Annotated in this window: 18 protein-coding genes; 8 read left to right on the top strand and 10 right to left on the bottom strand. The window is 64.4% G+C overall.

The window, feature by feature from the left end:
* Positions 1-126: 126 nt before the first annotated feature.
* Positions 127-1,068 carry a phosphotransferase gene (locus ACVT6V_RS11180; RefSeq protein WP_489899808.1) on the top strand — a complete coding sequence of 314 codons (942 nt, stop codon included), beginning with the start codon at positions 127-129 and terminating at the stop codon, positions 1,066-1,068.
* Positions 1,069-1,235: 167 nt separating this feature from the next.
* On the opposite strand, the gene ACVT6V_RS11175 is transcribed toward ACVT6V_RS11180, so the two are convergent.
* From ACVT6V_RS11175 to ACVT6V_RS11160, 4 genes are all read right to left on the bottom strand, one after another.
* Positions 1,236-1,814 (bottom strand): nuclear transport factor 2 family protein, encoded by a 579-nt coding sequence (locus tag ACVT6V_RS11175; protein ID WP_489899807.1) that lies wholly within the window; start codon positions 1,812-1,814, stop codon positions 1,236-1,238.
* A gap of 126 nt (positions 1,815-1,940) precedes the next feature.
* Positions 1,941-2,231: a hypothetical protein gene (locus tag ACVT6V_RS11170; RefSeq protein ID WP_039880608.1), complete on the bottom strand. Its 291-nt coding sequence runs from the start codon at positions 2,229-2,231 to the stop codon at positions 1,941-1,943.
* Positions 2,232-2,255: 24 nt separating this feature from the next.
* Entirely contained in the window at positions 2,256-3,452 is a 1,197-nt protein-coding gene (locus ACVT6V_RS11165) for an amidohydrolase family protein (protein WP_124708139.1), read from the bottom strand.
* Between the two features lie 345 nt (positions 3,453-3,797).
* Positions 3,798-4,880 carry a Gfo/Idh/MocA family protein gene (locus tag ACVT6V_RS11160; protein ID WP_489899806.1) on the bottom strand — a complete coding sequence of 361 codons (1,083 nt, stop codon included), beginning with the start codon at positions 4,878-4,880 and terminating at the stop codon, positions 3,798-3,800.
* A 112-nt stretch (positions 4,881-4,992) separates the two neighbouring features.
* Between ACVT6V_RS11160 and ACVT6V_RS11155 the strand changes: the two genes are divergently transcribed.
* The 4 genes from ACVT6V_RS11155 to ACVT6V_RS11140 all read left to right on the top strand — a co-directional run bounded on the left by ACVT6V_RS11155 (position 4,993) and on the right by ACVT6V_RS11140 (position 9,077).
* On the top strand, positions 4,993-5,817 hold the full coding sequence (locus ACVT6V_RS11155; protein ID WP_005199140.1) for a PaaI family thioesterase: 825 nt from the start codon (positions 4,993-4,995) through the stop codon (positions 5,815-5,817).
* Positions 5,818-6,082: 265 nt separating this feature from the next.
* The gene (locus ACVT6V_RS11150; protein ID WP_005199139.1) at positions 6,083-6,859 is read left to right on the top strand and encodes an SDR family oxidoreductase; all 777 of its coding nucleotides are present in this window, start codon (positions 6,083-6,085) and stop codon (positions 6,857-6,859) included.
* 8 nt (positions 6,860-6,867) lie between these two features.
* Positions 6,868-7,473 carry a cysteine hydrolase family protein gene (locus tag ACVT6V_RS11145; RefSeq protein WP_124708141.1) on the top strand — a complete coding sequence of 202 codons (606 nt, stop codon included), beginning with the start codon at positions 6,868-6,870 and terminating at the stop codon, positions 7,471-7,473.
* 47 nt (positions 7,474-7,520) lie between these two features.
* Positions 7,521-9,077 carry an AMP-binding protein gene (locus ACVT6V_RS11140; protein ID WP_489899805.1) on the top strand — a complete coding sequence of 519 codons (1,557 nt, stop codon included), beginning with the start codon at positions 7,521-7,523 and terminating at the stop codon, positions 9,075-9,077.
* Positions 9,078-9,184: 107 nt separating this feature from the next.
* Here ACVT6V_RS11140 and ACVT6V_RS11135 read toward each other — a convergent pair whose 3' ends face one another.
* Both ACVT6V_RS11135 and ACVT6V_RS11130 read right to left on the bottom strand, forming a co-directional pair.
* On the bottom strand, positions 9,185-10,264 hold the full coding sequence (locus tag ACVT6V_RS11135; protein WP_489899804.1) for an acyl-CoA dehydrogenase family protein: 1,080 nt from the start codon (positions 10,262-10,264) through the stop codon (positions 9,185-9,187).
* Between the two features lie 4 nt (positions 10,265-10,268).
* The gene (locus ACVT6V_RS11130; RefSeq protein WP_489899803.1) at positions 10,269-11,369 is read right to left on the bottom strand and encodes an acyl-CoA dehydrogenase family protein; all 1,101 of its coding nucleotides are present in this window, start codon (positions 11,367-11,369) and stop codon (positions 10,269-10,271) included.
* A 255-nt stretch (positions 11,370-11,624) separates the two neighbouring features.
* On the opposite strand from ACVT6V_RS11130, the gene ACVT6V_RS11125 reads away from it, so the two are divergent.
* On the top strand, positions 11,625-12,848 hold the full coding sequence (locus tag ACVT6V_RS11125; RefSeq protein WP_039880741.1) for a CaiB/BaiF CoA transferase family protein: 1,224 nt from the start codon (positions 11,625-11,627) through the stop codon (positions 12,846-12,848).
* A 46-nt stretch (positions 12,849-12,894) separates the two neighbouring features.
* Positions 12,895-15,123 carry a CoA transferase gene (locus tag ACVT6V_RS11120; RefSeq protein WP_489899802.1) on the top strand — a complete coding sequence of 743 codons (2,229 nt, stop codon included), beginning with the start codon at positions 12,895-12,897 and terminating at the stop codon, positions 15,121-15,123.
* 53 nt (positions 15,124-15,176) lie between these two features.
* Here ACVT6V_RS11120 and ACVT6V_RS11115 read toward each other — a convergent pair whose 3' ends face one another.
* The gene (locus ACVT6V_RS11115) at positions 15,177-15,305 is read right to left on the bottom strand and encodes a hypothetical protein (protein ID WP_489899801.1); all 129 of its coding nucleotides are present in this window, start codon (positions 15,303-15,305) and stop codon (positions 15,177-15,179) included.
* 250 nt (positions 15,306-15,555) lie between these two features.
* A complete protein-coding gene (locus ACVT6V_RS11110) occupies positions 15,556-16,767 on the bottom strand; it encodes an amidohydrolase family protein (RefSeq protein WP_489899800.1) in 1,212 nt (403 codons plus the stop codon).
* A 245-nt stretch (positions 16,768-17,012) separates the two neighbouring features.
* On the opposite strand from ACVT6V_RS11110, the gene ACVT6V_RS11105 reads away from it, so the two are divergent.
* On the top strand, positions 17,013-17,675 hold the full coding sequence (locus tag ACVT6V_RS11105) for a TetR/AcrR family transcriptional regulator (protein ID WP_489899799.1): 663 nt from the start codon (positions 17,013-17,015) through the stop codon (positions 17,673-17,675).
* Here the strand turns inward: ACVT6V_RS11105 and ACVT6V_RS11100 are convergent.
* Both ACVT6V_RS11100 and ACVT6V_RS11095 read right to left on the bottom strand, forming a co-directional pair.
* Positions 17,651-19,207, bottom strand: a complete 1,557-nt coding sequence (locus ACVT6V_RS11100) for a class I adenylate-forming enzyme family protein (protein ID WP_119032178.1) — start codon at positions 19,205-19,207, stop codon at positions 17,651-17,653. The two genes, ACVT6V_RS11105 and ACVT6V_RS11100, sit on opposite strands and share 25 nt — an antisense overlap.
* Complete coding sequence (locus ACVT6V_RS11095; RefSeq protein ID WP_489899798.1) at positions 19,204-19,710, bottom strand: MaoC family dehydratase; 507 nt, start codon at positions 19,708-19,710, stop codon at positions 19,204-19,206. The genes ACVT6V_RS11100 and ACVT6V_RS11095 overlap by 4 nt, the downstream gene beginning before the upstream one ends.
* Between the last annotated feature and the right edge of the window lie 175 nt (positions 19,711-19,885).

Below are 19,885 nucleotides of genomic sequence, written 5' to 3'. Positions count from 1 at the left end.
ATTCGTCTTTCTAAGGACAACGATCACCAATGCCACGTCCCTCATCTGCCCGATCAACACGTCTGCTAACCAACACCCGGACCGATCGGTGGGACCACCGGCACCACCGATCGCGTCCGACTCGCGGTGGCGTGGAACGACACAGGGAAATCGGCGGGTCTGCCGGAGAACGTCTTCATCAAGAGCACGCCGTTATCGGCCAAGAACCGGGCCATGGTCGTCACCCTCGACATGGCCGTCAACGAAGTCCGCTTCTACAACGAGCTCGCACCAGCGCTCGGCGATGTGGCTCCGCGCGCCTGGTATGCGCGAGCCGGTTGCGGGGCCCGATTCCTGATGGTCCTGGAGGATCTGGTCGCCGAAGGCGGGCAGCCGTACGCCCTGGCCGACCCGTGTCCCATCGACCACGCGCGCGGACTGATCGACGCATTCGCCAGGCTGCATTCGACATTCTGGGACAGCTCGCGCTTCGCCTCGGACCTCGACTGGGTACGCCCGTGGAGCACGCGGCCGGGCAGCCAGTTCCTGAATCGTTTCTACTCGCGCGGTCGCCACGCCGCCCTGCAGCTCGACCGCCCCGAAGCCGGACCCGCTGCGAAGGCCCTGGTCTCGGCTCTCGACGGCAATGCCGACGCCTTCTACCGCGCCTTCGAAACCGGGCCGCTTACGTTGTTGCACGGCGATTCTCACCTGGGCAACACCTTCTCCCGCGCCGACGGTCGCTCGGGACTGCTTGACTGGCAGGTCATCTGGCGTGGCCCTGGCATCCGTGAGGTCACCTACTGGATGGTGACCGGACTCGAGCCGGAGACACGCCGGGCCCACGAACGCGAACTGATCGACCGTTACCTGGACGGTCTTCGATCAGCCGGGACACCTGGTGTGCCTGATGCGGCGACTGCGTTCGATCAGTATCGCGTCTACGCCGCGGAGGCATGGGATGCGACGGCGATGACGATTGCCTGGCCAGGACTGCAAGCACCCGACAACGCCGAAGCCGGCTGGCGGCGTGCATGCATTGCGATCGAGGATCTCCACAGCGCCGACGCGGTTTCTGGACTCCGCTGAGCTGGGTCCGTACCCGTCGTACCTGCCGTCGGCCGGAGGTCATGATGTGACGGACGCTCATGCGGGGCCCTCACAGCGGCAGGTAAGGTACTCTACTCCGCCCGAAGTTCAGCGAACGCAATCACAGCGCACTCACACCAACTGGACCCAACTCGTATCCACGTCGATCAGTGACTGCGTATTCCGAAGTCGATATCGTTGTAGCCCAATGGCTTCCAACCAGGGCGGTCGTACCAGGACGGGCGCGCCACGTGACCGGGCTCCGGGCGCGCCCAGTCAACCCATGGCCCCCAGTCCTTCCGGCTGAGGCGCTCGTCAAGCGACTGGGGATGACGAAGCGCGGCCTCGGAGTATGTGCGTGCGAATGTCTTCATTTCACCCATCACCCAGATGTCCTCCTCGGACTTCCAGCGTCCGTCGCCGGCATACTGGATGACCTGCCACGAGGGGAAGTCGATCGGGGGTGCACCCGGCTCGGGATTGTCTGCCCGATTGACGATTTGGTAGACGACACGATCTCCGTCGACGTTGTACCAGACAAGCACGCTGTACACGTGCGGCGCCGCACCCATCGTGCCCTCGATGTAGCGCAGAATCTCGTCGTGCCCCGTGAACGTGCCGTAGAAGTGGTCGAAATAGGTGGCGTCCTCGGTGAACAGCTTCGTCCATGCTTCCCAGTCCTCACCGACCAGCCCGACCCTGACGTACTCCTTGAATGCTTCCTCGACTTCAGCTCGATCCGCCATCTGCGTTCCTACTTTCGATGTCAAGGTCCTGAACTCAGTGGTCGTCCGCTTCACCAACGGCACCGAACAGGCCAGGACCGGCTGCGTGCCGGCTTGTCACGAAAGTGACAAGCCGGCACGGCTCGTTCACGTGTTGCGTCGAGCCGTTCCGGGGTATCCGAAGAACGACTCGAAGTTCTCGTCGTTGATGGGCTGCCTACGGTTGCGCTCCTGCGCGTCTTCCAGCGCAGACAGACGCTGCCGGGCCCGCACTATCGCAGCCTCATCAGCGCCGGCGGCGATCATCTCGGCAAGCAGATCCTTCTGCTTGCCCACCTCTGCGAACACTCGCACACCGGCTTCGCCGTAGGTCAGCAGATCGTGGTCTTCGGCCTCCTCGCGTTGCGGTGCATCGGGACCGGAATCACTGTCACTCATGCCCATTCCCCTACGGTGCGCATCTCAGAGGACGATTGCCGGGTCGCGGACGTCGACGCGGGGGAAGTTCAGCATCCGCCGCGCGTTCTCCTCGACAATCAGCGAACACTCGTCGTCCGGGACATCTCGAAGCACCTCGGCAGCCCGCTTACGCGAGTTGGGCCAGTTCGAGTCGGAATGCGGGAAGTCGATCTCCAATGTGAGGCGATCGATGCCGATCTCGTGGCGGTTCTTGAGACCGTGCTCGTCGTCGATGAAGCAGCCCCAGAAGTGTTTGCGGAACAGATCCGAGGGGCGCGCGTCGAAGTCGATGTTCTGGTAGTAGCGGTGCCGATCCCAGACGAAGTCAGCGCGCTCGAGGATATACGGAATCCAGCCGACGCCGCCTTCGGCGAGCGAGATCTGCAGATCCGGAAACTGTTGCAGCTTTCCGGAGAAGAGCCAGTCAACAGTGGTCCACATCAGATTGGATGAGAACAACGTGATGGCAACCGCGAACGGAGCATCCGGCATCGCCATCTGCCCGGCCACGGGAGCCATCGACGAGAAGGAGAATCCGGGGACGAACGACCCGGAGCCGAAATGTTGCGACACCACGACACCGGATTCGCTGAGTACCGCCCACAGCGGATCCCAATGATCAGAGTGCAACGACGGCAGGCCCATCGGGATGGGATTGTCCGGGAAAGAGACCGTGCGTGAGCCCTTGGCGATCGTCCGCTTGGCTTCGGCAACCGTCGCCTCGATATCCCACACCGGCAGGATCGACATCGGCACATAGCGATCGGGCGCGGTCGCGCACCATTCATCGATGTAGAAGTCGTTCCACGCCTTCACACACAGCAACGCCAGCTCTTTGTCCTGCGCGCGCACAAACGTCCCGCCACCGAATCCCGGGAACGATGGGAAACACAGGGCGGCCTGCACACCGTCGAGGTCCATGTCCTTGACCCTGGCGTTGGGCTCGTAGCACCCGGGAATCATGTCCTCGTAGCGAACCGGATCCATGCCCCATTCCTCTTTGGGTTTCCCGGCAACGGCGTTGAGACCGATGGTGGGGAACACGGCACCGTCATAGGACCAGAGATGCTTGTCGTCGACTTCGATGATCCGCGGCCCCTGCTCCCGGTACTTGGCCGGCAGACGGTCCTGCCACACCTTCGGGTGTTCGACCAGATGGTCGTCGACCGAGACGATCTGGTGGTGATCTTGGAGTGGCATAGGGCCTCCTGCTCGTGAAAGTTCGTAAACGTCCGACGCACGGCTCACGCTGGTCCGCAAATCTCGGCGCGCAAGCGCCCGAGGTGGGAACCACCTACTGAGGCCGGTCCGGTTTCTGACACTGCGTCCAGATTAGGATAGACGTGATCTAGGCAACAATCCAGCACTACCGGGAAACAAGTCACCCCTTCCGGAGTCAACTTGGCCAGCAACGAGGAGCGACACGCATTGATCTGCATCATGGATTACTGCACGGTCGCGACGAACGAGGTCCATTCGACCAGAACTCAAGTGACTATTCTCCGTCACTTCTGACAGCAGTGAACGCTCCGCGCGCGTCCGTGATCAGAGACGGACGTCGACCCACCCCTCGCCCGTCGCGGAGCGATGCGCGGCGTCGATCACCGCCAGCGACAGGAGGCCGTCTGCGAATGTCGGCGCCGCACTTGGCGCGCCGTCGAACGCGGGCAACCAATCGCGCAGCATCAGCGCCAGTGCACGAGCAGCATGGCCGGCCAGGCCGCTCGGCAACACATCGGGGTAGGCCGGCTCGCGTTCGTCGACCGAGAGTGGCGCCAACCCGTCGTCGCCGGCGAGGCCGGCGCGATATCGGGCCGACCGTAGGCCTCCGTCTCCGATGATCGTCCCGTCAGAGCCGAACAACTCGAGTCGATAGTGGTCCGTGTGGGCACCCATCACCGAGACGCTGAGGATGGCGATCACACCGCACTCCATCCGCATCAGCAACGCGGCGGTGTCGTCGGCAGTGACCGCGAGGCGCCCACCGTCGGGCAGGTCGCGGACAGGCTCACTGGTGCGCACTTCGGCGCACACAGACTGCGGGCGGCCGAACGCGCTGCACAGAAAGTCGATGTCGTGCACCAGCATCCCGGCCAAGTAGCCGCCGCCCTGATCCCGGTCGTACATCCACGCCGCCTGCGGCGGATGGTCCGGATGCCAGTAACTGGCGCTACGGCTGACACGCGCAAGGTAGGGCTTCCCCAGAAAGCCTGAGTGCACCTTGGCTGCGACCGCCAACCAGTCTGCGTTCCAACGATTTTCGAAACCGCACGCGGTGGGCAACCCAGTCTGGGCGGCGGCGCGGACAAGATTCCGAGCCGAGTCGAGATCACCGGCCAGAGGCTTTTCACACAACACCGGCTTGCCCGCGTCCAGCGCGGCGAGCGCCATATCGTGGTGCAACGCCGTGGGGGTGGCGACCGAGATGACGTCGAGATCGTCACGGGCGACGAATGCCCGCCAGTCGGTTGAGGTGCTATCGATGTCGAGGCGCGCCGCGACACGTTCCAGTCGCCGAGGTGTGCGTGCACACAGCGCAACGGGCTCGAACCCCTGCGCCGCCCGGAACCCGGGTACCTGTACGTGGGCACCCCATCCCACACCGATGATGCCGACCCTCAACGCCATGCGCTCTCCTCAGTCCAGTGATGCATACGTCTTGTGACACTGATGTTAGATTTTGCGTGGCCCGCTGTCGATGACGCAGCTCATTCGCCTTTCTCGTGATACACCTTGTCAAATGAGCAAGGCAGAACAGCGGGTCGACGACCACGATCTGGAGACACCCGACAACATTCAGGTCCGATTCGGGATCTCGTACGACGAGGACGACCCGAACGCGGCGAGTGCCGTGATGTCCATGCCGATGGAGCGGTACCGCAATCCGATCACCGGCGCGCCGACCGTGGGCCCGCTGGCCATACTCGTCGACGCTGCCGCGGGAATCGTTAACCATCATCGCCGTGGACCACATCAGTGGACGGTCTCCAGTGAACTGTCGCTCGAACTCAACCTCTCCGCAGTCGAGGATCTCGACGGCCTGGTGTCTGCGAGCGCGCACGTCCTGGGTTCGACGGGCTCCACCTCGCTGGGCATCTGCACTTTGACCCATCGCGGAACCGTGATCGGCGGGGGTACGGTGCGCTCTTTCTTCATCGACGCAGGTGACACCCTGTCTCCGCGGCCACAGGAAACCCTGGAGCGGACCGCCGCGACGACGATCGCCGACCTCATGGCGGTAAGCCCGCGATCAGCGGATGGCGGTCAAGTCCTGGTACAGAAGTCCGACCCCTGCCTGAACAATGACATCGGCATCGTGCACGGCGGTGTGGCGTCAGCCGGCCTCGAACTCGCTGCGTCTGCAGCGATCAACCACGGCCATATGGGTGAGCTGCAGACCGCCTCGCTGCGGGTGAACTTCCTCCGCCCCTTCATGGCAGGAGAGAATTCCCGATACGAGGGCACGGCGATCCGGGTGGGACGCAGCACCGCTGTGGGCGACGCGCGCGCAATCGGCGACGACGGAAAGGTCGCACTCGTCGCTCGAGTCACCGCATATCGCTGACGCCCCGGCGACAGTTGACATGGAGTACAGATCACCGCCTAGCAGCTTCGATGATGTGGCGAGACGGGACGTTTCCACCAGTCACAGATGATCTGACACCAGCTTCCCAGAAGCAATGAATCTGGTCAAAGCTGCAGTTGAGCATCAAAATCAGCCCTGCGGGCACACCGGCGCGACGCGCATGGGCTTGCCATCGGACCTCGGCTGTAGTTATCTGACATAATCGTCAACTAATGATCACCGAACATGATTCTGGAGGACCACGATGGTCGCGGCATTCGAGGAAGCATCGGCAATAGTCAGCGGCGGCGCGGGAGGACTCGGCGAGGCCGCGGTGCGCCGACTCCACGCTGAGGGGATGGCCGTGGTCATCGCCGACCTCGCCGAGGAGAAGGGCGAGCAGCTCGCGAAGGAACTCGGCGAGCGAGCAGCGTTCGTCAAGACCGACGTCACCAGCGAAGCGAGCGTTCTCAGCGCCGTCGAGAAGGCGAACGAACTCGGGCAGCTGCGCTACGGCGTCGTCGCACACGGCGGTTTCGGGGTGGCCCAACGAATGGTGCAGCGCGACGGCTCACCCGCTGACCTCAGTGGGTTCACCAAGACGATCGATCTTTACCTCACCGGCACATACAATGTGGCCCGATTGGTGGCCGCGTCTGTCGCCACAGCACCCGAGCTTGCTTCCGGCGGGCGCGGAGCCCTGGTACTCACGGCGTCGATCGCAGGGTACGAAGGGCAGATCGGTCAGACGTCCTATGCGGCCGCGAAGGCGGGCGTGATCGGCCTGACCCTCGCCGCCGCGCGAGATCTGAGTTCGGTCGGGATCCGGGTCAACACCATTGCGCCCGGCACGATGAAGACTCCCATCATGGAGTCCGTCGGAGAAGAGGCCATTGCGAAGTTCTCCGCCAATGTGCCTTACCCGAAGCGGCTCGGCACACCCGAGGAGTTCGCCGATGCCGCGACGTTCCTGTTGACCAACGGGTACGTCAATGGCGAGGTACTGCGGCTCGACGGCGCTCAGAGGTTCCAACCCAAGTAGCGCGCGACATGACAAATGGCGATGATTCATCGGCCGCGACGGCCGTACTGTGTGTGGAGTGCCAGAACGGCGTGCTCGGACCCGACGCCGTGTTACCGGCACTCGGCGCCGACTCGACGATCTTGGTCGACACGCTCGCGCGTCTGCTCTGCACTGCGCGATCCAGTGGCATCCAGGTGATCCACGCGACGCACGAAGGCAACGTCGGCGCTCGAATACCCGGGACCGCACGCCTGTGGCGATCCCTGGGTCCCGCCACTGCCCACTGGGAGCATGGGACCCCCGAAACGCAGGTGGTGTCGGCGTTGTTCGACACGGTCGATCTCGTGGTCCCGCGCCATCACGGACTCTTTCCGACACTGGACACCGAACTGATCCCGGTGCTGCGTGGACACGGGATCGCGACGGTGGTTCTCGTCGGCGTATCCCTCAACGTCGCACTACCTTTCACTGCTGGGCACCTGTCGCAGTCAGGGTTCCGGGTGGTGGTGCCACGCGACGCGGTCGCCGGCACGCCACCTGAATACGCCGAGATGGCGCTGCGGCATTCGATCGCGATGGTTGCCGATCTGACCACAACCGACAAGCTGATCACCCGCTGGTCGTCTCGCTGATTGCCCCCCGGGACCACCAGCGATCACCTGGCACCAGGAGCACCGAAATGACTCTCGACGTCTGTCTGGCAGACCTCGTCTCGGACAACGCCAGACGGTTCGGCGACCAACCCGCGTACCTGGCCGACGGTCAGGTAAGGACGCACCGAGAACTCTATGAACGCGCCGACCGATTGACTGCGGCACTTGAGGCGCGGGGCCTCCGCCGCCAGGACCGGGTCGCCGTGTTCGGCCGCAATTCGATCCAGTTCGGCGAGGTCCTGGCCATGGGGCAGCTCAGCGGCATCGTGGTGGCCACGGTCAACTTCCGGCTTGCACCCGCCGAGGTCGTCGCTATCCTCGCGGACGCAGCGCCGCGCGTGTTGTTCGTCGACGCGGACTGCTATGCATCGGTGGCGGAGTTGCTGCCAACCCTCGGCAGCATCGAGGTCATCGTCGCGCTCGATCCGCTGGCGGGTATGACACCTGACGACTGCGAGGACTACGAGGACTTCCTGGCGTCCGCCGACGGCCGTTCGCGAACCCTTTGTGCGCGACCCGACGACATCGCCTGCCTGATCTACACGAGCGGCACGACAGGAAAACCCAAGGGCTGCATGCTTGGACAGCGCGGGTTGCATCGTGTTGCGTTCACGACGAACAACGAGATGAGGACGGGCTCGTCCGATCGCGTGCTGCTGGTGATGCCGATGTTCCACATCGGCGCCATGGCGATCGGGCTCGCCCTCCACGCGCGCGGCGGCTGCTGTGTGCTGCGCAGGCAGTTCGAACCCGCTGACGCACTCCACGTCATCGCATCCGATGACATCACCGCCCTGCATCTCGCGCCGACGATGCTCCAGGAACTTCTGGAGGAAGCCGACAGCAGGACCGATCACCGCCTGACCGGGGTGCGCGTCGTGGTCTACTCCGCCGCGCCGATCACGAGTTCGACACTCGCCGCGGCCATGACGGCGATGCCTGACGCCGGTTTCACCAACATGTACGGCCAGACAGAGGTCATCACGTCGGGACTACCGTTCGAGTTCCACACCAGGGACAACGGCGAACGGTCGGTCCGCCGACTGTCGTCGGTCGGCATACCCTTCCCGGGCAACAGGATACGCATTGTCGACGACGACGGAGAAGACTTGCCGACCGGGACCGCCGGCGAGATCATCGTCCGCAGCGAGACCATGTTCCTCGGATACTGGAACAACTCGATCACCACCGCGGAGACGATCCGAGACGGCTGGTGTCATACGGGCGACATCGGGATCGTCGACCACGACGGTCTGCTGCACCTCGTCGACCGAAAGAAGGACGTCATCATCTCCGGCGGAGAAAACATCTACTCACTCGAGGTCGAGGATGCGATCAGCGCACATCCGGATGTGGCCGAGTGCGCCGTCGTCGGAGTTCAGGACAAGCGGTGGGGCGAAGCGGTTACGGCCGTGGTGGTCCTGCGATCGAACGCTCGGCTCACCCTCGAAGGACTGAGGGAATACCTTGCGCCGACCCTGGCCCGCTACAAATTGCCCAGGTCTCTCCGCTCCGTCGGTGAACTGCCCAAGCTTCCCACCGGAAAGCTGGACAAGAAGGCGCTGCGCGCGACTCTGACGTGAGCAGCGCGCATTCTGACGCAGCGCCCGAGTCCGCTGATCCGTATCCTCTCGACAAGTGCGAAATGATCTCCTGCGCCGGTAACCATCTCGGCGCACCGGCGCCATGCTCAGCGGGCAGCGAGCAACTCGGCCAGACGTTCCCGATGGTCCGCAGCGTCACCGAAGGTCACGGCCAGGGTGCGCGCCCGCCGGAGGAGCAGATGTGCGGGATGCTCCCACGTGTAGCCGGTGCCTCCGAGGATCTGGATCAGCAGTTCGGTTGCCAGAGGGCACTGTTCAGACGTCCATGCCTTGGCGATCGCGGCGGTGACGGCGAGCTCGTCCGGCCTGTCGTCGGCGGACGCTGCTGCGGCTGCGGTCGCGGCCCGTGAGCTCTCGACAATGGTGAGCATGTCCGCGCACAGGTGCTTGACGGCCTGGAAAGAACCGATTGGCCTCCCGAACTGCACTCGGGTTTGCGCGTACTCGACGGCCAAGGTCATGGCTCGATCAGCCAACCCGGTCAGTTCGGCCGAAGCGGCCACCGCCCCAAGGTGTCCCAGACGCGCCACCAACTCGGTCTGGTCTCCACCAAGCCGGATCGCCGGAGCGGCCTCGAACCGTACGCGAGCGATGCTGCGGGTCAGGTCGATTCCCTCATACGGCTCGATCGTGACCTGGTCGGCGTCCACCAGGAGAAGTGCGGTCTCCCCGTCCAGCGCGACGCTCACCACAAACGACCCCGCCAGCGTCGCATCGAGCACAAGCTCCTTGGCGCCGTTGAGCTGCCAACAGGTATCGACGCGCGTGGCCGTCATCGGCATGTCCGGGTCATCGTCGAGACACAGCGTCGCGATCAGCGAACCCGACGCCAGCCGGGACAAGAACGCTGCGCCCTCACCTGATTCCTTGATCGCGATGGTCGCCAGCACAGAACTACTCAGGAACGGCTGGGCGAACAAGACCCGTGCGGTCTCCTCGAGAACGACGGCGGCCTCGGTCACGCCGAGGTCTTGTCCGCCCTCCGACGCGGGTACGACCAGCCCGGGTAGACCGATCTCGCCCGACACCCGCGCCCACGTCGCGTCGTCGAGCTTGTCGCCGGCACCCACACGAGTCTCGGACGAGAGCGGCGGGTACACGGATTCGAGGAAATCGCGTACTGCCGAGCGCAGCTCGCGCCGTTCGGCCTGCGTTGTCACGGGCATCGACTCACTCCTTCGGCAATCCGAGCACGCGCTCGGCCATGATGTTCTTGAGGACCTGCGTGGTGCCACCGGCTATGGTGAGCGCGCGTCCGGTCAGATACTGCTTCACGGGATCAGGGTCTCGACCGAGGACCCCGTTGACCCCCGCCATCGCCAGACGGGTCGCGTCGACCCGTTGACCGGTCTCACTCCACAGCAGCTTGATCACTGTTTGTTCGGCTCCCGGTTGTTCCCCCTCAGCCACCCGGGCCAGCATCTGTTCGCCCATGTTGGCCGCGACGAAAGTCTCGATGTAGCGCCGCACGAGTTCGTCGCGCAACGACGGAGCGGTTGTCGTTGCCAGGCGATCGTGCACAAGCGCGACAACGTCGCCGTGTTGTCGACGGGCGAGAGCGGCGATCGCCGAGCGCTCGTGGCCCAGCGTGGTCATGGTGACACGCCACCCTTGATTCTCCGGGCCGAGCAGGTTCTCCACCGGCACACGAACATCGGTGAAGAACACCTCGGCGAACTCCTCCTCGCCGTTGATCTGTCTGATCGGGCGGATGTCTATCCCGGGTGTCGACAGGTCAACCGTCAACGCCGAGATGCCCTTGTGCTTGGCCGCCTGCGGATCGGTCCGCACGAGCAACTCCATATGCGTGGCATGGGTGCCGTTCGAGGTCCAGATCTTCTGACCGTTCACCACGAAATGAGCGCCGTCGCGCACAGCCTTGGTGCGCAGCGATGCGAGATCCGAACCGGCGTTCGGCTCGCTGAACCCCTGACACCACATCTCATCTCCGCTGAGGATGGCCGGCAGGTGGCTCTGTTGCTCCTCGTTGCCCCATGCGATGAGCGTCGGGCCCACATTGTTGATGCCGAGGACACCGGCGATGATCGGGAACCCCTCCGCGGCGAGCATCTCCTCGACCACCACCACCTCATGCGGCTCGAGTCCCCGGCCACCGTGTTCCTCAGGCCAGGCGGGCGCCGCCCATCGACCGGTGTTGAGCGTGCGCTGCCAGTCGACACGGGCAGCCCATTCCGAGATGTCGTCCCATCGCTCCCGGAAACCTGGCACCTCCGACGCGAGGAACGCGCCGAACTCTTCTGCAACCGACATCATTGTTCCTCTCAGCTCGTGATCATTGATATCACCAAATTGGTGACAACACCGTTAGAACCTCGCTACGATGCTTCATGTAGAGCAGTTCCGGTGACAGAAGTCCGACCTCGCAGCGTATGTGAACACTCCACCAAGCCGAGTGCGAGTGGCTCGAAGACCATGCGACACCGGCGTCAGATCTTCTGTCGGCATTCCACACCGCCAACCCCGTGAACAGATGGCTCGTCGAGACAGTAACCGAAAGGACATGTGGTGACCGGAGTAATGGACGGCGTCAAGGTCGTCGAATTGGCGGGCTGGACATTTGTGCCGACAGCGGGCGCGGTGCTCGCCGATTGGGGCGCCGACGTCATCAAGGTGGAAGATCCGGTGACCGGCGATCCGCAACGCGGACTGTCGGTCGGTGCGGTGGGCGCGAAGGGCGCCAATGGTGTCAGTTTCATCATCGAGCAGCCCAACCGCGGAAAGCGCAGTCTCGGACTGGATGTGACGACCGAACGGGGGCGCGAGTTGTTACTCGAGCTCGTCGCGAAATCGGATGTCTTCCTGACCAGCATGTTGGCGGAACGATTGGAGAAGCTGCGCCTCACCGTCGAGGACCTCCGCGCCGCGAATCCGCAGATCATCATCGCGCGCGGCACCGGTTTCGGCGTAAAGGGTGCCGAGGCCAACAAGCCGGGCTTCGATGGCACGGCATACCTGTCACGAGGCGGAGTCGCCCACATGATCAAGGAACCCGACGCACCGTGGCCCCCCATGCAACGCCCCGCCTTCGGCGACATCATGGGCGGGTTCATGATCGCCTCTGGTATTGCAGGCGCCTTGTTCAAACGTGAACGGACCGGCGAGACGTCGATCGTCGACGTCTCACTTCTCGGTGCGGCGGCCTGGCACATCTCCCCGGATCTGGTGGCCACCGGCCTCCTGGGCGAGGAGAACCTGCCACGCTTCACCACCGACGACATGCCGAACCCGATCGTCAACTACTACAAGACTTCCGACGGACGCTTCGTCCAGCTGATGATGCTGCAGGCCGACCGGTTCTGGCCGGAGGTGTGCGAGCTCATCGAACGCCCCGAACTGATTGCCGACGAGCGTTTTGCCGATGCGGGTGCCCGATTCCAGAACCGCGTCGAGTGTGTGAACGAACTGCGCAAGGCCTTCGAGGCCCGACCGCTGGCGGAGTGGCGCGAGCGGATGGACAAGCTCAAGGGCGCATGGGCCGTCGTACAGACGCCCGGTGAGGTCCTCGAGGATCCACAGGTGATCGCCAACGGCTACATCCGCCCGGTTACCACTGCCGATGGCTCGGCCACCTATGGTCTGGTCGCGAACCCCGTCCAGTACGACGAGACGCCTCCCGATCTCACCCGTGCGCCGTCGGCCGGCGAACACACCGACGCCATTCTGCAGGAGGAACTGGGCCTCGACTGGGACGCTGTCATCGCGTTGAAGGTCGATTCGATAGTCACCTGAGTCCGCGCACGATCCCGTCGCGTTTGTCACCGCCCAGGAGGTCTTGATGCCACACGCCTCACACACGACCAACGTTCCCCCGCTGTCAGGTGTGCGCGTACTCGAGGATTCGCACACCCCGCAGGCGCGTCTCGCAGGCCTCCTGCTCGCGGACCTGGGGGCCGATGTTGTACGGGTGGTGATTCACGACGATTCGGCGAGCCCGTGCACCTGTTGCGGTGGGAATCCGGTCCACCACCGCGGAAAGCGCCGGGTGAACGTATCCGCCACTGAGATACCGGGTCTGGCGGAGAGCGCGGACATTTATCTCACTGATCGGCCGCCTGGCGATCTGCACGACCATGGGTGCTCTGCGGCCGCTATCGCCGATCGGGCCCCGGGATGCACCCACGTGTGGATGCCCACCTACGGTACGACGGGCCGTTGGGTCGATCAGTTGCCGCCCGACAACTTCTTGCTGGCCGCGCTCGGCGGTGTGGCGACGCATGGACCGTCGGCCGACGGCAGTCCGGTGGCCACCACAGTTGATCTGATCGCTCCCGTGCACGCCGCACTCGGTGCCACCGCCGCAGTCAGCGCGCTGGTCGGGCGGGCTCGCGGACGACACGGGGGCGCGGCTGTGGTGACCGGTCTGCACGCCGTATCCGTCTTGATGCTCACCATGATGGTCGATGGACTCGACAGCGAGGTTTTCAATCCCGGCAGTGCGCGCGGCCCGGTACCGAGTTGGCGTGGATACCAATGCGCCGACGGAGAATGGCTCTTCCTCGCCGCACTGACGTCACCCTTGTTCATCCGCGCCCTCGACGCGTTGGATCGCCTCGACATCCTCACTCTGCCGGGAGTGGATGGAGATCCGGATTCGATCCGGATCTCGCCCGCCGCCGCCACCGCTGCCGGCTCCGCCCTCGAACACCACTTCGCCACCGCCAGCCGCGATCAGTGGCTGCAGACTCTGCACGAGGCCGGCGTCCCGTGCGCGCCGACGGGCACCCGACAGGAGTGGCGAGAGAGTGAGTTGGTCACCGAACTCGGATCGTTCACCACCGCCGAGCATCCGGTTGTCGGCCGGATCGAGATGCCTACCATCCCACTCACCATCGACGGGAATACCTGGATTGCAGGCGGTTTCGACGACGAGGCCGCCCTGGCAACGCTCGGCTGGGACAAGCGGGGGGCTCGCAGCGCTGAACACCGGGACGACCTGCCCCTCGACGGTCTGCGAGTCGTGGACCTGGCGTCGTACCTGGCCGGCCCGACGGCTACGGCCGTTCTCGCCGAGATGGGCGCCGACGTGGTCAAAGTGGAGCAGGAAACCGGAGATCCCTATCGCGCCTTTTCGATCGCTTACCTCGCCTTGAATCAGCGCAAGAGGTGCATGTCACTCGACCTGCACCAGTCCGACGACCACGACCACTTCATCGAGCTGCTCCGAAAGTCCGACGTCCTCCTCGACAACCTACGCCCCGCTTCGGGTGCCGCACTGGGACTCGAGCCACAGGACGTCGCGCGGGCCAACGCGACCATCACCCATTGTTCAGTGACCGCATTCGGCACGACCCAGGCCGGCGCGCGTCTACCGGGGTTCGATCCGATAATCCAGTCGATGAGCGGGCTGGCGCTGGCGCAGGGTGGCGACGGGCCACCGGTCGTCAGCAACATCTCGGTGCACGACACCGCAACAGGCGTATTGAGCGCATTGGCGATCACCGCGGCCCTATACGCCCGGTTCAGCCGTACCGGACGCGGGTCGCGGATCGAGTCGTCACTCGCGCAGACAACAGGTTTCGCGCAGTTCGACGAGTTCACCAGTTATGCCGGCAGCCCCAACGCCGTGGTGGGCGGCGCGAACTTCGTCGGACCGTTCTTCGCTCGCAGTCTGCAGCGCTGCGCCGACGGCTGGGTGGCGTTCGCAGCGGCGGATCGCCGCAGCGATGCGCCCCTTGCCCATGCCCTCGGCATCGCCACGCCTTCCGACGCAGTGACTGCAGACATCTCCGACCGCACGGTGGACGACGCGATCCGCTGCGCCACCGACGCCGGCGTCGCCGCCTGCCCGGTGCTCGATCGCGAACGCGAGATGTTCGATGAGTTCCTGAGTGCCAACGATTTCACCCAGATCATCGACCACCACATCCACGGCCGGATGGCGGTGGTAGCCGGGTTCGTCAGGTGGGACTCCGGTACCCCGCGGCTCGCTGCATCGACCGAGCCCGGTACGCACACCGCGGAGGTTCTCGCGGAATTGGGGATCGTCGAACGCCTGCAGACATGAGCACGTCTGAATATCTCTCGCCTCGGCGAAGCCGGGGTGACGTCGGGTCCCGGTCAGGCGAGGAACCGGCACACAAGTTCCACAATGGCCTCGACAACGCGCTCACGATCCGGTGACGGCAGATGCTGGTGATCGACGACGGACCAGGAGCGCTCCAGCATCGCCATCACCGCGGTGCCCACCGCCTGTGGGTCCGCCTCCGATGCAGTCGCCGACGCATCGAGAAGCTCGAGACCGTCACCTAGGCGTGAGGGCTGCCCAGATGCGGCTGTGAAACAGACTGCGAAAAGACAAGAACCACAACACTATAGACAGACCACCGGACCGGGCAAACGAAGACGTCCCGGGACGCTTGTCGCCGTGACGGCGATCGCTTCCCGGGACGCTTCGCAGGCGCCGACTACCAGCGCAGCGGGACTCATAGGTGACTTCTCACAAGGTGGCGAGTTCTGCCGGATTGCGCACCGGCAGGCCCAGGAAGCGACGCGCGTTGTCGCCCATGAAATCATACGTGCGCTTCTCGTCCATTCCCTCGGCGTACCGCCAGTAGCCGGTGGGCTCTTGGAGCCCCTCGGGATGCGGGAAGTCCGAACCGAACATCACCCGATCCCAGCCGACTGTCTCGACCACGTCGGCGACAGAGCCCTCCCAGAACGGGCTCACCCAGATGTTGCGCCGGAACACATCGATCGGGTGCTCCGGGAACGCCTGCGGCATCTTCTTGTAGAAGTCCTCGTAGTCGTGGAACAACGGGTGCAGCCAAGCAGATCCGTTCTCGATGCTGGCAACGCGCAACTTGGGAAATCGCGTGAATGTCCCGTGCGTGATCAGCGCGGTGATCATGTCGGTGATCTCGCGGTGACCGAGCGCAATCCACCGAAACGCACTCATCTCCGTGAACACCTGCGAGTTGGGTGGCTCCCACTTGTTGATGTAGTCGTCGAGCGGAGGCTGGCTCGCGTGCAGAACGACCGGCAGCCCGGCGGCCTCGACCTCACGCCAGAACGGGTCGAACTCGGGGAGCGAGGGACTGCGCCACTCCTTCCAGTTCCGGACGGGAGCCGGCTTGATCAAGATGGCCTTGGCGCCGTTCTCCAACACGTACTCGAGCTCACGCATGCCTTCGTCGAGGAGGCCGAGGTTGATGACCGGAGTCATGAAAAGGCGGTTCTCGTGGGTGAACCCCCATGTTTCGAGCATCCACCGATTGAGTGCGTGGATCATCGCGGAGCACAGTTCGGGATCCTCGGACGCCGAGTGCTCGACGAGGTTGGCCAACGTCGGGTAGATGAGCGCTTCGTGCACAGACTGGTTGTCCAGCGCCGCAATACGCGGCTCCGGCGCGCGGAACGCCGGGATCGACTCCATGACACGCTCCCTGGCCATCTGCGTCAGGGTCTTGCCTTCGTGGTTCTCGGCCGCGAAGAAGGCTTCCCAGGCACCCGGCGCCGCCACCTTGTCGAATGTCGGGTTCGGGATGTAATCACGGATCTTTCCGAGGATGGAGATCCGTGTCTGATGGCCGACCTGCACAAAGTTCACTGCCGACTTGTACTTGTCAGGTAGGTACTTCGTGAGTGCGTCCGGCGTCTCGTACATGTGCTGATCCGCATCGAAGATCGGTGCGTCGGTGAACTGGGTCATGGGGTTCCCCTTTCAGAAGCGAGCGCAGAGTTGATGAGCTGCTGGACAGAACATAACGCTAGTTTGACGAAAGTGTCAACTATTGCATGCTAGGGTCTCGGACTTGAGGGGAAAGTACCCGTTCAGGTACACATAACACGGGCATGAGATGGCCGGAACGAGATGTCAAGTAGCTGGCTACCATGGACTCGCGGCGCGACACTTGCGCGGACGGCGACGATCCCAAGACACAAGGAGGACCACCGATGACCTTGGAAACAAGCGCGAGCAACGAGTCGTCGACGCCAACTGCGGACGAGGAACTGGCCGACCTCGGCCCTCGCGCGTTGAAGGCGCGCGAGGCCATTCTCGATGCCGCCCGCAAACTGTTCCTCGAGCGGGGCTACGCCGGCACACGGATCAACAACATCACCGACGAGTGCGGTGCATCGCGGGCAGGGTTCTACACCTACTTCAAGAGCAAGATGGACGTGGTCGAGGTCCTCGGCCGCACCACCTATCGGGACTGTCTGGCAGTTGTCGGTGCACTGGATGAACTTCCCCGTCCCACCCGCTACGACGATCTCCGCGGATGGGTGCAGTCCTACTTCGATTTCATGGATCAACACGGCGCGTTCATGAACGCGCTCAGCGAGTCCGGCCCGACCGACGAAGAGTTCCGCGCCACTGCCAACAGATTGCAGATGCGCACAGCGTTCCTGGTGGGTATCGCGTTACGAAGCCGTCAGATGACACCGACCGACGCACCGGAGGCGCTCGGACTGAGCATCGTGTCGATGGTGGAGCGGACATGGAATCAGATCCATGTCCGCCACCTGCCCATCGACAGTCGCGAGGTCGTCGCGGCGATCGCCCACATGATCATGGGCACGATCACCGAACCTCAGAGCGCTTCGGTTGGTGTGTAGCGCAGCTTGAGCTCGGCCTTGGCGACCTTGGCGAGCCCGGTGCGAGGCAGTTGCGCCACGATCTCGACGCGCTCCGGGATCTTCTGCGGCATCAGGCCCCAGCCGAGTAGGTGGTCCCGCAATTGGGCGCGGGATGGAGCCTCGGCCCCCGCAGCGATGCTGATGACCGCACAGACGATTTCGCCACGTTCCGGGTCGGGCAAGCCGATGACCGCCACCTCTGCAACCGCCGGGTGCGTCATGAGCGCCGTCTCGACCTCGACCGGCGCAATGTTCTCGCCCTTGCGGATGATCATGTCCTTGAGCCGGCCGACGACCTCGATGTGGCCTGTCGGGTGCATCACGCCGATGTCGCCGGTGCGGAACCAACCATCGGCGGTGAATGCCTTCGCGGTCTCGTCGGCATCGGTGTAACCGTGGCAGACCCCCCGTCCCGACACCTGAACCTCACCCTGCGTGAGCGACGCGCACAGATTGCCCTCCAGGTCGACGATTCTGACCTCGTTGCCCGGGATCGGCCGTCCGTCGGTCCGGGCACGGATCTGCGGCAGATCCTGTGGGTCGGCGACGGCGAGCATGGGCACCTCGGTCATCCCGTAGTCGTGGGCCAGGGCCACACCGAGGATGTCGGTAACCTCGTCGAAGAGCTCGACCGAACAGGGCGCGCCTCCGCCCTTCAGGCTCCGTAGCGCCGGCAGCAGTTTCTCCGGCGCCGCGGCGCGGGCCTGTGCGACCAGCGCTTGGTAGAAGGGCGGCGCGCCGCCGGTGGTCGTCACGGAGTACTTTCCGAACAACTCGACCGCACGGTCGGGCACAAACGTCTCGAGCAGTAGCAAGGGGTATCCCCCGGCCAGCGAGGCGATGATGTATTCGATGCCACCGACATGCGCTATCGGGAAGCCCATCGCGGCGACCTCGCCGGGGCGCTCCCCGAGCCGACCCTGCCCGCCGAAGGCCAATCCGGTTGCCAACAGGGTCGCATCACTGTGCCGTGCCCCCTTCGGTGCGCCTGTCGATCCCGAGGTGAAGTAGACCCAGACGACATCGTCGGCGTCGCGGGAAGGCGCGACGTCGACCGGTTCCGCCTCCATCGGCGCATGTCCGACTTCGATCAGCTCCGGAGCCGTGACGAGGTCCAGGCGACGGACCATCGCGCTGTAGTCATGGCCACCCCACGTGCCCGGCACCAGCACAACGTCCGCGCCGAACGTGCGCAGGGCCGCGGTGACCTCCTTGTCGCGATACTGAGTGATGATCGGCGCCTGAACGGCACCCAGGCGCCGCAGCGCGAGCATCGTGACCGCGGTCGAGATCCGGGTGGGCAGCTGCCACGCGACTCGTGTCCCGGAACCGATGCCCCGGTCACTCAGGGCTGCCGCAACCCTTCCGACCACGACGTCGAGTTCGCCGAACGTCACCGTCGCGCCATGCTCATCGAGGAACGCCGCCGCCGCGGGAGTCGCCGCCGACCGTTGTGCGACCAACTCGTCGATCGAGTCGGTGTCGAGCATCCAAGGCCAACTGTGGTTCATTCGACGTCCTCCCCGTGATACCGCGCGACCAGATCGGCCACACACACCGGCTTGGGCGCCCCCTCGGCCTCGACGACCGTCCGCGTGACGACCTGTACGATCCCCGGCCCCACCTCGTCGACCGTGATCGTCTCCGTCGTTGCCCGGATACGGCTCCCCGCGCGCAGGGGCGACGGGAACCGAACGCGATCGAGGCCGTAGTTGACACCCATCGCCACGCCCTCGACTCGTCGGAGCTGATTGATGAAATGGGGCACCAACGAAAGTGTCAAGAACCCGTGGGCGATGGTGCCCCCGAAAGGTCCGTCTGCTGCGCGGTCCGGGTCGACGTGGATCCACTGATGATCCTCGGTGTCATCGGCGAACGAGTCGATCCGCGACTGGTCGACGAGCAACCAGTCGGTCGGTCCCAGCTTCTGCCCCACTGACGCCTTGAGCGCGGATACGCCGCGGTAGACGACCGCATGCGCCGGTTCGTTCCCGGGATCGAGCAGATTGGACATGCGTTCTCCTTCACTCGGCGTGCGGGGGCACTCAGATCAGACGGTCCGAACCAGCCCACCATCGACTGCAGGAACGATAGGCATTTCTTGACAAGTTCGTCAACTAGCTGTCGAATGGAGCGACCACCGCCGTCTCACGCCGGCACCGACGTCCCAACGCAATGGGCAACCGAGG

It is taken from the genome of Gordonia sp. LMA167, assembly GCF_058130025.1.
The sequence above is the reverse complement of the archived record's forward strand: the minus strand, read 5'-3'. Positions and strand labels throughout refer to the sequence as shown.